At 43.9% G+C, this 15,223-nt stretch carries 5 protein-coding genes; 4 read left to right on the forward strand and 1 reads right to left on the reverse strand.

Annotation, left to right across the window (positions count from 1 at the left end; translation table 11 throughout):
* Positions 1-456: 456 nt before the first annotated feature.
* Positions 457-2,013, reverse strand: a complete 1,557-nt coding sequence (locus DW640_RS12610) for an ATP-binding protein (protein WP_016269500.1) — start codon at positions 2,011-2,013, stop codon at positions 457-459.
* A gap of 867 nt (positions 2,014-2,880) precedes the next feature.
* Between DW640_RS12610 and DW640_RS12615 the strand changes: the two genes are divergently transcribed.
* The 4 genes from DW640_RS12615 (at position 2,881) to DW640_RS12630 (ending at position 15,182) form a co-directional block, all read left to right on the forward strand.
* Positions 2,881-8,649: an alpha-2-macroglobulin family protein gene (locus DW640_RS12615; RefSeq protein ID WP_187323719.1), complete on the forward strand. Its 5,769-nt coding sequence runs from the start codon at positions 2,881-2,883 to the stop codon at positions 8,647-8,649.
* Positions 8,650-8,884: 235 nt separating this feature from the next.
* Entirely contained in the window at positions 8,885-9,952 is a 1,068-nt protein-coding gene (locus tag DW640_RS12620) for a DUF1573 domain-containing protein (RefSeq protein ID WP_008760932.1), read from the forward strand.
* An 11-nt stretch (positions 9,953-9,963) separates the two neighbouring features.
* The gene (gene meaB / locus DW640_RS12625; protein ID WP_008764290.1) at positions 9,964-11,058 is read left to right on the forward strand and encodes a methylmalonyl Co-A mutase-associated GTPase MeaB; all 1,095 of its coding nucleotides are present in this window, start codon (positions 9,964-9,966) and stop codon (positions 11,056-11,058) included.
* A 95-nt stretch (positions 11,059-11,153) separates the two neighbouring features.
* On the forward strand, positions 11,154-15,182 hold the full coding sequence (locus tag DW640_RS12630; protein ID WP_117578304.1) for a glycoside hydrolase family 2 TIM barrel-domain containing protein: 4,029 nt from the start codon (positions 11,154-11,156) through the stop codon (positions 15,180-15,182).
* Positions 15,183-15,223: the final 41 nt, after the last annotated feature.

Consider the following 15,223-nt stretch of genomic DNA (forward strand, 5'->3'; position numbering starts at 1 on the left):
TTGATGCAAATCAATTAATATGCTATAAAACATAAATTTCTTTCCTTTTTCGGCTCAATCTATAAACAATGGTCGTATTTTTGTGTTATAAAACATGTAATTAGGAGGATAACAAAATGAAAAAGTTAGAAAGATTGTTTAGAAAGATCGGCAATGCCGATGTACATGTTTGGGGATACTCAACACTTGGCATACTCCCCAAAGAGAAGATTTAAGTTTTTTAGTTTTCAGGTATTAGTAATTTTAAAGGTTTAAAGATTATGGCAAAGAAAATGAGTTCATTAATTAGAAAAATCCTCAGTGAAGTAGGTCGCAACGAAATGCTTTCATGGGGGTACAGAATTGAAAAATGAGATTCAGTACATTAACTAAGCTTGAGTGGGGATGCGTTATTGAAAACGTTATCCCCACTTTTTATTCTGTCATTTAGGCTGTATAGTGGTTAATCCGCGTTCTTTATCTTTCTGTTTTCCATGTTCCGATAGTTCTTGTCGCACTATCAAAGTTTACCCCCACTTTTATTATTTTCCAGTCTCCCACCTGATAGGGAATGGCATACTCCTTACTATTAATCTGCGCCAATGCTTCTTCCGGTGTACCGTCCACTTTAAATTCAAAGACATAAAGGGTATCTTGTAATTTTACAATGGCGTCAGCCCTTCCGATAGCTGTATCTACTTCCACATCTATATATTGCCCCATCAGCCTGAAAAATAGATAGAAGATGGTTTGGTAATGTTTCTCTTCTTTATTATTTAACTTATTAGGGATAGAAGCGAAGAAGGACTTTAGTCTTTCCAGGCATCCATCCAAATTTCCGGCACGTAAGTCTTTAATAAATGATACTATATAAAATGTATTCTCTCGTGCGGGCAAATGTACATAAGCAGGCATGAGAGATTCGAGAAATCCTTTCCTGACTTCCTTGTTGGGGTAAGCTAGGGTATAGAGCTGAAAACTCGGGTCATATCCTTTAATAGTGAGATAGCCGCTTTGATAAAGTACTGGAAGAGGGTCGGTAATTCTATTAGTGGGAGCATCAAATTGTTCTGCTGTAGCAGTAGTGTCATCCAACTCACGGATATCAAAGTTACTTTCTTGCAGGAGATCTATCAAAAAAGTGGGAGTACCGGTAGAAAACCAAAAATTCTCATAACTTTTTTGGGCAAATGCGTTGAATAAACTAAACGGATTATAAATGTCTTTGCTATTCTTACTAAAATGATATCCGTCATATTGTTGTTTCAGATGAGTACAAGCTTCTTCATATGTTTCGTTATTGGCTTGAGCCATCTGTTCGATATCGATTTGCAGTGTGTGTACCTCTTGTTCGGTAATGCCGCATATAGCGCTATATTCATCCCACATACTGATATTTTGCAAGTTGTTCAGTTCGCTAAAGATACTCATTTGACTGAATTTGCTGATACCTGTGATAAAAAGGAAACGGATATATTGGCCTTGCGCTTTCAAAGGGCTGAAGAAATCGCGCATAATATCACGAATTTCTATTTGCAATTCCGTATTGTTATTACTGTCCAGCATGGGAGCATCATATTCATCTACAAGTATCACAACCGGTTTGCCGGTCTGTGTATATGCGCGTTGTATGATTCCCTTTAAACGAAGGCTGAAAGTCGTTTCTCCTTCTTCGCGTCCATATAATTTTTCCCATTGCAGTAACTGGTAATTAATGACGGCTGATAACGCTTCGGCAGTCATATATTTACTCACACTGAAATCAATATGTAGCACCGGATAAACAGCCCATTCTTTTTCCAGAGTTTCCATTGCCAATCCGTTGAACAAGTCTTTCTTTCCGGAAAAATAAGCTTCGAGTGTAGATACTAGCAGACTTTTCCCGAATCGTCGGGGACGGCTTAAAAAATAAACCTTATTTGTGTTTGTCAAACGGTAAATTAACTCCGTTTTATCAACGTACACATAACCATTATTTCGCAAATCTTCGAAATTCTGTATTCCTATCGGGTATCGTCTGAATCTCTCGTCCATCTAAATTACATTTTTATATGAAACATAGACAAAGATAGAACTAAATAGGGGAAAATCAAAGATCAAAAAGTATATTGTTGTTTTCTTCCATTTTTATTTTCGTATTTCTTTTCACATAATATACTCTTGTTTTCTTCCCATATTACGATACATTCTTTTAGCTCCTCACCTGTTTTATTTCTATTTGTGTATATATCGGTCTCATGGTGAAAAAATGACCTTCTTAAAAAGGGAATATTTAAACAGTCAGGAAGGCGCTAATGCCAACATCATATAAATATAGAATGAAAAAGCTTCGGCATTTGTAACTATGATATTTACTCTTTTTATGAATTGGATGGTTTTGTGATTAAATTGAAGCTGTCTTGATCTTAAACTGGTTATTTGGTAACTTTATTGAAATTTGATGATTCATTATGCTATTGTTATCATGTTTGTTATTGTCGATAAACTAGAGAAAAATAGCCTCCCTATGCCTCTTTTATTACTTTTTTGCCGGTGATAAATAAGTTCCTCGGTGAGGAAAGAGTCGTTGGTTTAAAAGGAACATCCCGTTGGTTTTAAACCAACGAAGGTTTTGTTGGTAAGAAAAGATGCATATTTCACGTACCTTTATGTAATATTAGTCTATGTTTCTGCATATTATTACACTTATTTATGCGAATTATTTGCTGGTTCACTATTTTTTGATCAACTGAATTTCTAATATAATCTTAAAAATCGAACATTGCTGTCTCTTTTTCAAATTTGGTATCAGATGAAATAAGACAATTATTGAAAATTAATTGAAAAAGAATAAATCTTTAAACTTTTATTCCTTACTTTGTTATTTATACAGATATATATCAAACTTAAACTGGAAAGATTATGAAAATAAGGCAGATTTGTATGCTGGTGCTATTATGTCTGGGAGTGATTCCGGCAGTGCAGGCACAAACTTACGACAAATTATGGAAACAAGTGGAGCAGGCAGAAAAGAAGAGCCTGCCTGAGACTGTGATAAAACTGACTGGCGAGATTTATCAGAAAGGGGAGAAAGAAAAGAACTCTCCACAAATGCTGAAAGCGTATATGTGGCGGATGAGATACCGGGATATGCTGACCCCAGATAGCCTGTATACGAACCTGAATGGTTTGGAACTGTGGGCAAAGCAAACTGACCAACCCATGGACCGAGCTGTATTACATTCGCTGATAGCCGAGATTTATTCAATGTATGCTTTTAACAATCAATGGCAACTCCGGCAACGGACAGAGATTGTAGGTGAAGCTCCTTCGGCAGATATGAGGGAGTGGACAGCAAACATGTTTGTAGAGAAAGTGAGAACAAACGTAAGGGAAGCAATGGCGGATTCCGTACTATTGCTTAACACATCTTCACGTACTTATATTCCTTTTGTTGAGTTGGGCGAAACAAGTGAATACTATCATCATGATATGTATCATCTGCTGGCTCCCCGCGGTATTATAGCTTTACAGCAGGTAGCGGGATTGGATCGTGCCACTCCGGTGGAAGATATTTCGGAAGATTCGTCTGCTGAAAAAGAATCTTCGGTGAAACAGGATATTATAGCAATTTATGGAAATATGATTGCTGCTTATAAAGCATCCGGTTTGAAAGAAGGCTATGTGTTGACAGCGCTCAGCTATTTAGAGTGGAGACGTGATTCAGATAGAAACATCCGGCCTTTCGGACTGAAGAAAGGATTGTCGGGATTAACAGAAGATACCTACGTTACTGCACTGAATGAACTGAAAAGCAGATTTAAATCAGAGAGTATTTGTGCTGAAGTTTATTTGGCCCAGGCTCGCTATGCGATTGAAAAAGAACAGCAAACGTCAGCTTTGCAGCTTTGTGATGAGGCCATCCGTTTATACCCCGGTTATCGTAGAATTAACGCTCTGAAGAATTTGCGCGAAGATATCCTGTCACCGTTTCTGAATGTAACTGCGGCTGCAACAGCTTTCCCTGGTGAGGAAATCGAAATAAGAGCTTCGCACAAGAATCTGGATGGATTTACACTTCGTCTTTATCAGGCAAAGAAGTTGATAAAGGAACAGCACTTTGCAGTTCTTCGTCCCGAAGACTACCGGACGCAGGATACGGTATTTACCTTTAAAGCGCCGGAAGTCGGACAATATGTAATGCGTATCGTTCCGGATATTCGTGCCAAGAGAGACAGTGAAAGCAAATTCAATGTGACACGTTTCAAAGTATTGACCTGCCGTTTACCGGGAAATCAATATGAGGTAGTGACGCTGGACGGACAAACGGGACACCCTATACCGAATGCGAAAATAACTCTTTATACGAATGACGAAAAAGTATTGCAGGAATATACAACCGGGGCAGATGGCAAAGTTGTCTTCCCCTGGAAATCCGAATACAGATATTTGAAAGCTGCTAAAGGTATCGATACCGGTATGCCGTTTCAAAGCATTTACGGTGGAAGTTATGGATATTACGGAGATGAAAACAAGGTCTCCGAAGGAATGACTTTGTTGACGGACCGTTCTTTGTACCGTCCCGGTCAGACCGTATATGTGAAAGGAATTGCCTATGTACAGAAATCTGATACGGCAGATGTACTTCCGAACAAGGACTATACTGTTGTTTTGATGGATGCAAATAATCAGGAAGTTGGACAGAAAGCGGTTCGTACCAATGAATTCGGCTCGTTTACTGTCGATTTTGCATTGCCATCCGCTTGTCTGAATGGGATGTTTTCGTTGAAAGCCGGCGAGGGAAGAACGAATATTCGCGTGGAGGACTATAAACGTCCGACGTTTGATATTACTTTCGACAAGCAACAGGGCAGTTATCAATTGGGCGATAAGGTAGAGGTGAAAGGTAAGATACAGTCTTATAGCGGTGTGTTGCTGCAAGACCTTCCGGTAAAATATACAGTGAAGCGTTCTGTTGTCGATCTTTGGAGACTGGCGGAAAGTACGCAGATTGCTTCCGGTGAGGTAATTGCCAATGAGGACGGGGAATTTACGATTCCGGTTTTTTTGGAAGAAAATAACGCCTATAAGAATAATACCAGAATCTATTACCGCTACTCGATAGAGGCTACTGCAACCAATGTAGCAGGTGAAACACAGTCGTCTACAGATGTGATAGCAGCAGGTAACCGTTCACTGACTCTACAAACAGAATTAAAAGAGAAGACCTGTAAGAATCAACCGTTTAACACTGTATTTAAGGTACAGAATCTGAATGGGCAGCCTGTTGAAGTAAAAGGTACATTCTCCCTCTATCAGGCGAAAGATGCGGACTTCAAGCAACTGGACGAGAATCCGGCTGCAACAGGTACATTTACTTCCAACGAAGAAATGACGATTGAGTGGGGAAACCTTCCTTCCGGACCGTATGTGTTGAAAGCTGTCGTAAAAGATGGACAGGGCAAAGAAGTGACGGCTGAGGCCAACACCATTCTTTTCTCCCGCGAAGATAACCGTCCGCCGGTAGAAACGACCGTTTGGTTCTATGAGGCAAATACGGAATTTGATGCAACGCATCCGGCCGTGTTCTGCTTCGGAACTTCGAAAAAAGATGCTTATGTGATGATGAATGTATTTTCCGGTAATAAGTTGCTGGAAAGCAAGACTATGAATCTGTCCGACACAATTGTACATTTTAAATATCCATATCAGGAAAGCTATGGTGACGGAGTACTGGTAAGTTTCTGTATGGTAAGAGACGGACAAGTCTATCAGGAACAGGCAAGGCTGAAAAAGCGTCTGCCGGACAAGACATTGACCATGAAATGGGAAGTATTCCGTGATAAACTGCGTCCCGGACAGAAAGAAGAATGGAAACTGACTATTAAGACACCGCAGGGACAGGCTGCCGAGGCAGAAATGCTAGCAACTATGTACGATGCTTCGCTGGATAAGATATGGAATAGAAAACAGAATTTCAGTGTATTCTATAATCAGATCATCCCTTATTCTAGTTGGATGGGCGGATATTTCGGTAATAATTCGTTCAATTACTGGTGGAATAATAAATACTTCAAAGTACCGACAATGGAATATGACTATTTTGTGACGCAGGGAACGATGTCGATGGACCAGGCGTTGAATGGAATGGTGCCGGGAGTGATGGTCAGAGGATATGGCGTGCAAAAGCAGGCCTCAATGACGGGCAGTATGATGATACGGGGCGTTTCGAGAAGTAAGGCGGAAGCAAAATATGTACCTGCTTTGGCTGGAAGTGTTGCTGAGGATGCGGTATTTGAATCAGAGTTAGTGTCAGTAGAGGCAGGCAAGCAGGACAGCGCATCCGAAGAAGAAACCCTTCCCGAAGCTCCCGCCGATTTGCGTACGAACCTTGCGGAAACAGCCTTCTTCTACCCGCAACTTCGTACCAATGAACAAGGCGAAGTTTCCTTCTCCTTCACTATGCCCGAAAGCCTGACCCGCTGGAACTTCCGCGGTTACTCTCATACCAAAGGTATGCTGATGGGTACACTGGACGGTGAAGCCACTACAAGCAAAGAATTTATGCTGACTCCTAATCTGCCTCGTTTCGTACGTGTCGGAGATAAGACATCTGTTGCCGCCTCCATTTCCAACATGACCGGAAAGCCGCAGGCCGGTACGGTGAGCATGATTCTCTTTGATCCGATGACGGAAAAGGTAATCAGCACACAAAAACAGAAGTTTACCGTAGAGGCCGGAAAGACAATCGGCGTCAGTTTCATGTTTACCGTGAGTGATAAATACGAGATACTGGGATGCCGGATGATAGCCGACAGCGGTACCTTCAGTGATGGTGAACAGCAGCTACTTCCCGTGCTTAGTAATAAAGAGCATCTGGTAGAAACGCTTCCGATGCCTGTCCGTGGAGAAGAAACACGTACTTTCTCTCTTGACAGCCTGTTCAATCATCATAGTAAGACGGCAACCGACCGTAAACTAACCGTTGAATTTACCGGAAATCCTGCCTGGTATGCTATTCAGGCATTGCCTTCATTGAGCCTTCCGGAAAATAATAATGCCATTTCGTGGGCTACCGCTTACTACGCAAATACACTGGCTTCCTACATCATGAACAGCCAGCCACGTATTAAAGCCGTATTCGATAGCTGGAAGCTACAGGGGGGAACCAAAGAAACCTTCCTGAGCAACCTGCAAAAGAACCAGGAAGTGAAGAATATCCTGTTATCCGAATCTCCGTGGGTACTCGAAGCGCAAACGGAAGAACAGCAGAAAGAACGTATCGCCACTCTGTTCGATCTGAACAATATCCGTAGCAACAACATTGCCGCATTGACAAGATTACAGGAGTTGCAGAATTCAAGCGGAGCATGGTCGTGGTATAAAGGTATGACCGGTAGCCGTTACGTCACTACCTACATTGCCGAATTGAATGCCCGTCTGGCTATGATGACGGGTGAACAACCAAGCGGCACGGCGCTTGCCTTGCAGAAGAATGCCTTTACCTATCTCCATCAGGAAGCTCTGAAGGAATATAGAGAAATTCTCAAAGCACAGAAAGACGGTGTGAAGTTTACAGGTGTTTCCGGAAGTATCTTGCAATATCTATATCTGATCGCTCTGTCCGGCGAACAAGTTCCGGCTTCCAATAAAGCCGCCTATACTTATTATCTGTCCAAGATAGGCGAAATGCTTCCGACCGCTTCGATGGATACGAAAGCGATTGCCGCTATCATTCTGGATAAGGCCGGACGGAAGAAAGAAGCTCAGGAGTTCATCGCTTCACTGAAAGAACATCTGACGAAAACGGACGAACAGGGAATGTTCTTCGCCTTCAATGAAAATCCCTATTCCTGGGGTGGAATGAAAATGCAGGCTCATGTAGACGTAATGGAAGCACTGGAACTGACAGGCGGAAATAACGATACCGTAGAAGAAATGAAACTCTGGCTGCTCAAACAGAAACAGACCCAACAGTGGAATTCTCCGGTAGCTACTGCCGATGCTGTCTATGCCTTACTGATGAAAGGCGTAAACCTGCTCGACAATCAGGGAGACGTGCGTATTGTCATTGCCAATGAAGTGCTGGAAACTGTCTCTCCAAGCAAGACTACCGTACCGGGACTGGGCTATATCAAACGCTCGTTTACACAGAAGAATGTAGTGGACGCCCGTAAGATAGAAGTCGAAAAGAGAAATCCGGGCATTGCGTGGGGAGCCGTTTATGCGGAATATGAATCACCCATCAAGGATGTGAGACAACAGGGAGGAGAACTGAATGTGCAAAAGCAACTGTATGTGGAACGTATGGTGAACAATGCTCCTCAACTACAGCCTATTACAGAAAAGACCGTTCTTCAGGTAGGCGATAAAGTAGTTTCCCGTTTGAGCATTCGTGCAGACCGTGCGATGGACTTCGTACAGTTGAAAGACCAGCGGGGCGCCTGCTTCGAACCGATCGGCAGCGTATCCGGTTACAACTGGAGTAATGGAATCGGCTATTACGTAGACATCAAGGATGCTTCCACCAATTTCTTCTTTGATCATTTAGGAAAAGGAGTGTATGTGTTGGAGCATAGCTATCGTATCAGCAGAGTAGGAACCTATGAGACAGGTTTGGCAACCATGCAATGCGCCTATGCGCCGGAATACGCTTCGCACTCGGCTTCGATGACAATTATTATTAAATAACGCACAGAGAAGATTTCTTCTCCACCGGTGAGCAGGGCACTCGCCACCGATGAGGAAGGTGTTCCCCACCGATGAAGGCTGCCTTCATCGGTGGGGAACTTTTTGTTGATGAATACTGCGCTGCAGGAGTTGTCACAGGGTAAAGTATTTTCTCAAACGGTGTTAATCTATGTAATCTGTGATGAAAAACTCATCTAAAACTCCTACATTTGTGGACCAAAATAAAATATATCACATGAAACGTACTTTACTATTGATATTTACTCTGCTTACTGTCACTTTGGCGGCTGTTGCCCAACCCCGTATTTCCTCTAACAAGGAGACGCACAACTTTGGACAAATAGAATGGAAAAAGCCGGTAACAGTAGAATATACCATCACCAATACCGGAAACGAGCCGTTGGTGCTGACCAATGTCACGACATCCTGTGCCTGTGCCGTAGCCGACTGGACAAAGGAACCCATTGCTCCGGGTGCCAAAGGAACTGTGAAAGCCTCTTTTGACGCGAAAGCGCTGGGACGTTTTGACAAGTCGATAGGCATATACAGCAATGCCACTCCGAATCTGGTTTATCTGAAATTCACCGGTGAGGTAGTGCAGGAAATCAAAGATTATTCAAAACTTCTTCCGTATGCCATCGGCAATATCCGCATTGACCGTGACGAGTTCTCCTTCCCCGATGTCTATCGCGGACAGCAACCGTCCATGACGTTCAGCATTGCCAATCTTTCCGACCGTCCGTACGAACCGGTATTGATGCACCTGCCTCCTTATCTGAAGATGGAAGCGGAACCTAAAGTACTGCTGAAAGGTAAAAAAGGAACGATCAAGCTGACACTGGATGCCAGCCAGCTGCAGGACTTCGGACTGACACAGACCTCTGTCTACCTGTCCCGTTTCTCCGGTGATAAAGTGAGTGAAGACAATGAGATACCCGTTTCGGCCATTCTTCTTCCTGATTTCTCGCGTATGACGGAGAAAGATTCTTTGAATGCTCCTTCCATCCACATCTCGGAGACGAATATTGACCTGAGTATTCCGTTGATCAAGAAGAATAAAGTCAGCCATGATATATTGATCGCTAATGCGGGCAAAACCCCGTTGGTCATCAGCAAGCTACAGGTATTCAACTCTTCTGTAGGAGTAAGACTGAAAAAGACGGTCATTCCGCCGGACGGAATGACCAAGTTGAAAGTGACGATCCACAAGCGGGATGTAGGTAATAAGAAACATCATTTACGTATCTTGATGATTACAAACGACCCGTTGCGTCCGAAAGTTGAAATAAATATCAAACGCTAACTCTTATTATCATGGAACATCCTGAAAATAACGAAGAATATAAAGGACTCGTTGTCAATAAAGGCATCGAACAGCCCTCATCCGTGAATCCTTATTTGAAACGTAAGCCCAAAAAGCGTCAGCTTTCGGTAGCGGAATTTGTAGAAGGTATTGTGAAAGGCGATGTCACTATTCTCAGTCAGGCTGTGACACTGGTAGAGAGCGTGAAGCCCGAACATCAGGCTGTCGCCCAGGAAGTGATCGAGAAGTGTCTGCCTTATTCCGGCAATTCTATCCGTGTAGGTATCAGTGGAGTGCCCGGTGCGGGAAAGAGTACCTCGATTGACGTATTCGGTCTGCATGTGCTCGAAAAAGGCGGTAAGTTGGCGGTGCTGGCTATCGACCCTAGCAGTGAGCGCAGTAAAGGCAGTATCCTGGGAGACAAGACACGTATGGAACAACTTTCCGTACATCCCAAATCGTTTATCCGCCCCAGCCCTTCAGCAGGTTCGTTGGGAGGAGTTGCCCGGAAGACCCGTGAAACGATTGTGCTTTGTGAGGCTGCCGGATTTGATAAAATCTTTGTAGAAACCGTTGGAGTGGGACAGAGCGAAACGGCTGTTCATTCTATGGTAGATTTCTTCCTGCTGATTCAGTTGGCAGGTACGGGAGATGAATTGCAAGGCATCAAACGAGGAATCATGGAGATGGCGGACGGTATTGTCATCAACAAAGCCGACGGAGATAATCTGGAACCTGCCAAGTTGGCTGCCAGTCAGTTCCGTAATGCGCTGCATCTGTTTCCGGCTCCCGAATCGGGATGGATTCCGAAGGTGCTGACTTACTCCGGTTTTTATAATATCGGCGTGAAGGAAATCTGGGACATGGTGTATGAATATATCGATTTCGTGAAGAAGAACGGTTATTTTGACTATCGCCGTAATGAACAGAGTAAGTACTGGATGTACGAAACGATCAATGAACAGCTCCGTGATAGCTTCTATCACAATCCTCGGATTGAAGCGATGCTTCAGGAGAAGGAACAACAAGTGCTGCAGGGAAATCTTACTTCGTTTATCGCTGCTAAGAGCCTGCTGGATACCTATTTTGACGAATTAAAACGATGATAAAGCAGAAACAGTGATGGATTAGAAAAACGACCGAACATTTACCCCCGATAACTATACCCTAATTAATAACCAATTGTTAACTTTAACACCTGATGAACAAAACCTTATTAACTGGGCTTTTGTGTTGTAGTTTGTCAATACAGAGCTTTGCAGACCAACCGTTAGAAGGATTCACCTATGGTTCGGTGAATGCTCCTACAGGAAAAGAGTGGGAATCTCCCGAAAACCTGGCGCTCAACAAAGAGCAGCCGCATGCTTATTTCTTTCCGTTCCAGCATTTGGATAATGCCCGCAAGGTATTGCCGGAAAACAGTAAGTTCTGGCAGTCACTTGACGGTGACTGGAAGTTCCATTGGGCACCCGACCCCGACTCCCGCCCCAAAGATTTCTATCAGACTGAGTATGATGTCAGCTCATGGGATGCGATTCCCGTACCTTCAAGCTGGAATATTTATGGCATTCAAAAGGACGGAAGCCAGAAGTACGGAACGCCTATCTACGTCAACCAACCGGTAATCTTCCAGCACAGCGTGAAGGTGGATGACTGGCGCGGAGGCGTGATGCGTACTCCTCCTGCCAACTGGACTACTTACAAGGATCGGAACGAAGTAGGTTCCTTCCGCCGTGATTTCGAAATCCCGCAGGACTGGGACGGACGCGAAGTCTTTATCAGCTTCGATGGTGTCGATTCATTCTTCTATCTGTGGATCAACGGTCAGTACGTAGGTTTCTCCAAGAATTCGCGTAATACCGCTAATTTCAATATCACTCCCTATTTACAGAAAGGCAAGAACACCGTAGCCGCCGAAGTGTATCGTAGTTCGGACGGTTCCTTCCTCGAAGCGCAGGATATGTTCCGTCTGCCGGGCATCTTCCGTACGGTTGCCTTGTACTCGGTTCCCAAAGTTCATTTCCGTGACTTGGTTGCCACACCCGATTTGGATGCGACTTATACGGACGGTTCGCTGACTGTCAATGCCGAAATCCGTAATCTGGATAAGAAAGCCATCAAAGACTACAAGGTATATTACTCTTTATATGCCAACAAACTGTATTCTGATGAGAATACCTTGGTAGACGGATTCTTATCTCCTGTGATCGACAAAATCGCTCCGAATGAAACCGGTAGTGTTCAGACTGTTCTTAAGGTAAAGGCTCCTAATAAGTGGTCGGCTGAATTTCCGTATCGCTACACGTTGGTAGCCGAATTGAAGGATAAGAAGAACAGAACCGTTGAAATGGTTTCCACCATTGTCGGTTTCCGCAAAGTGGAGATTAAGGATACTCCTGCCTCCGAAGATGAATTCGGACTTGCCGGACGTTATTATTATGTGAACGGAAAGACGGTCAAACTGAAAGGAGTGAACCGCCACGAATCCAATCCGGGAGTAGGGCACGCCATTACCCGTGAGATGATGGAAAAAGAGATTATGCTGATGAAGCGTGCCAACATCAATCATGTACGTAATTCACATTATCCGGATGATCCGTATTGGTATTTCCTGTGCAACAAATACGGTATTTATCTCGAAGATGAGGCGAATATAGAATCGCACGAATATTATTATGGTGCTGCCTCCCTCTCTCATCCGGTGGAATGGAAAAATGCGCACGTGGCACGTGTGATGGAAATGGTGCGTGCCAATGTCAACAATCCTTCTATCGTTATCTGGTCGTTGGGCAATGAAGCCGGACCGGGCAAGAACTTTGTGGCGGCTTATGATGCTTTGAAGAAGTTTGATACTTCCCGTCCTGTGCAATATGAGCGTAATAATGACATTGTAGATATGGGTTCCAACCAATATCCGTCTATCGGCTGGGTACGTGGGGCCGTGCAGGGGAAATATGATATCAAGTATCCGTTCCATATATCCGAATATGCCCATTCAATGGGGAATGCCTGCGGTAATCTGATAGATTACTGGGAAGCTATGGAGTCGACCAATTTCTTCTGTGGAGGTGCCATTTGGGATTGGGTAGACCAGTCTATGTACAATTATGACCCGAAGACAGGTGTCCGTTATCTGGCTTACGGCGGAGACTTTGGCGATACTCCCAATGATGGTCAGTTTGTAATGAACGGCATCGTGTTTGGTGACCTTGAACCGAAGCCTCAGTACTATGAAGTGAAAAAGGTATATCAGCACATCGGCGTAAAGGCAATAGATACAGAAAAGGGGGTATTTGAGATCTTCAATAAGTACTACTTTAAGAACTTGGCGGAAGATTACCAGTTGGTATATTCGCTTTATGAAGACGGCAAACCGATAATGACCGGTAAACCGATGGATATCAATATAGCTCCACGCCAACGTGCACAGATCACTCTGCCGTATGATCATGCCTCTCTTAAGAAAGATGCGGAATACTTTATGAAACTACAGTTTATACTGAAAGATCAAAGACCTTGGGCTGCCAAAGGCTTTCCGATGGCAGAGGAACAGATTTTGATAAAGGAGGCTACGGATCGCCCGTCCATCAGTGAAGTAACTGTCGGTGCAGCAAAACTGGATGGATTTGTGCTGGACAAGGATACGAAGCGCATCCTTATAAAGGGAACTGATTTTGAAGCCATATTTGACCCGCAAACCGGAAGTATCTACAGTCTGAAGTATGGCAACGAGACAGTTATCGCCGATGGCAACGGTCCGAAGCTCGATGCTCTCCGTGCTTTTACAAACAATGATAACTGGTTCTATGCTCCCTGGTTCGAACATGGTTTGCACAATCTGATTCATAAAGCAACTGAATATAAAGTACTGAATAAAGACAATGGCACTTTGGTATTAAGTTTTACGGTAGAATCTCAGGCACCGAATGCCGCACGCATTAAGGGTGGTACAAGCTCCGGTAAGAATAGCATCGAAGAACTGACCGACAGAAAATTCGGTAGCAATGACTTTAAATTTGTCACTAACCAGATATGGACAGTGTATCCGGACGGTTCTATCGAATTGCAGTCCAGCATTACTTCCAATCGTTCGAGTTTGGTTCTGCCACGTTTGGGTTATGTGATGAAAGTTCCCCAACAATACAGTAACTTCACTTACTATGGACGCGGACCGATAGATAACTATGCCGACCGTAAAAGCGGACAGTTTATCGAACAGTATACGAATAGCGTAGCAGGTGAGTTCGTAAACTTCCCGAAACCTCAGGATATGGGCAATCACGAAGATGTTCGCTGGTGTGCATTGACCAATCAGGCAGGGAATGGAGCTGTCTTCGTAGCTACCGACCGTCTTTCGGCTTCGGCACTTCAGTACTCGGCTCTCGACTTGATTTTGGCTTCCCATCCTTATCAGTTGCCGAAGGCAGGCGATACCTATCTGCATTTGGATTGTGCAGTGACCGGTCTGGGTGGTAACAGTTGTGGTCAGGGAGGTCCTCTCGTACACGACCGTGTGTTTGCCAATCAGCACAGCATGGGCTTCATCATTCGTCCTGCCGGTAAGGAACTGAGTGTCGTTGCCAATGTTGCTCCTGCGGGAGATCTTCCTCTGTCTATCACACGCACCCCTGTCGGAATGGTCGAATTGACTTCAGCAAAGAAAGATGCTGTCATTTGTTATAGCATTGACGGAAGTAAGAAAGTGCAGGAATACACAGAGCCTGTCCCTATGCGTAACGGGGGTACGATCAAGGCATGGTATAAGGATAGTAAGGATATCAGCAGCACGATGAAGTTTGAGAAAATAGAAAGCATTCAGACGCAAGTCGTATACGCCAGTAGTCAGGAATCGGGTGAAGGCGATGCTTCTCATCTGACTGATGGTGATCCGAATACCATCTGGCATACCATGTATTCGGTGACAGTTGCCAAATACCCGCATTGGGTAGATTTGGATGCCGGTGAAGTCAAGGAAATCAAAGGCTTTACTTACCTGCCACGACAGAATGGAGGAAACGGTAATATCAAGGATTACTCTATTCAGGTCAGCATGGATGGAAAAGAATGGGGAGAGCCTGTTAATAAAGGAACGTTCGCAAGGGACTCCAAAGAAAAGAGAGTCTTGTTTGACAAACCGGTGAAGGCACGTTATATCCGTTTCACGGCTTTAAGCGAACAGAACGGACAGGATTTTGCGTCCGGTGCGGAGATAACGATTCTGGCTAACTAAAGATAGCTGAATATATAGAAGAAAAGTATCAATGGGAATGT

Origin of the sequence: Bacteroides sp. AM23-12 (genome assembly GCF_003434395.1) — a bacterium.
Lineage (GTDB): Bacteria > Bacteroidota > Bacteroidia > Bacteroidales > Bacteroidaceae > Bacteroides > Bacteroides thetaiotaomicron.

Bases quoted from the DNA above. Each gene is read 5' to 3' on its own strand.
- meaB (WP_008764290.1), top strand. From the start codon at position 9,964: ATGGAACATCCTGAAAATAACGAAGAATATAAAGGACTCGTTGTCAAT.
- DW640_RS12620 (WP_008760932.1), top strand. From the start codon at position 8,885: ATGAAACGTACTTTACTATTGATATTTACTCTGCTTACTGTCACTTTG.
- DW640_RS12615 (WP_187323719.1), top strand. From the start codon at position 2,881: ATGAAAATAAGGCAGATTTGTATGCTGGTGCTATTATGTCTGGGAGTG.
- DW640_RS12630 (WP_117578304.1), top strand. From the start codon at position 11,154: ATGAACAAAACCTTATTAACTGGGCTTTTGTGTTGTAGTTTGTCAATA.
- DW640_RS12610 (WP_016269500.1), bottom strand. From the start codon at position 2,013: ATGGACGAGAGATTCAGACGATACCCGATAGGAATACAGAATTTCGAA.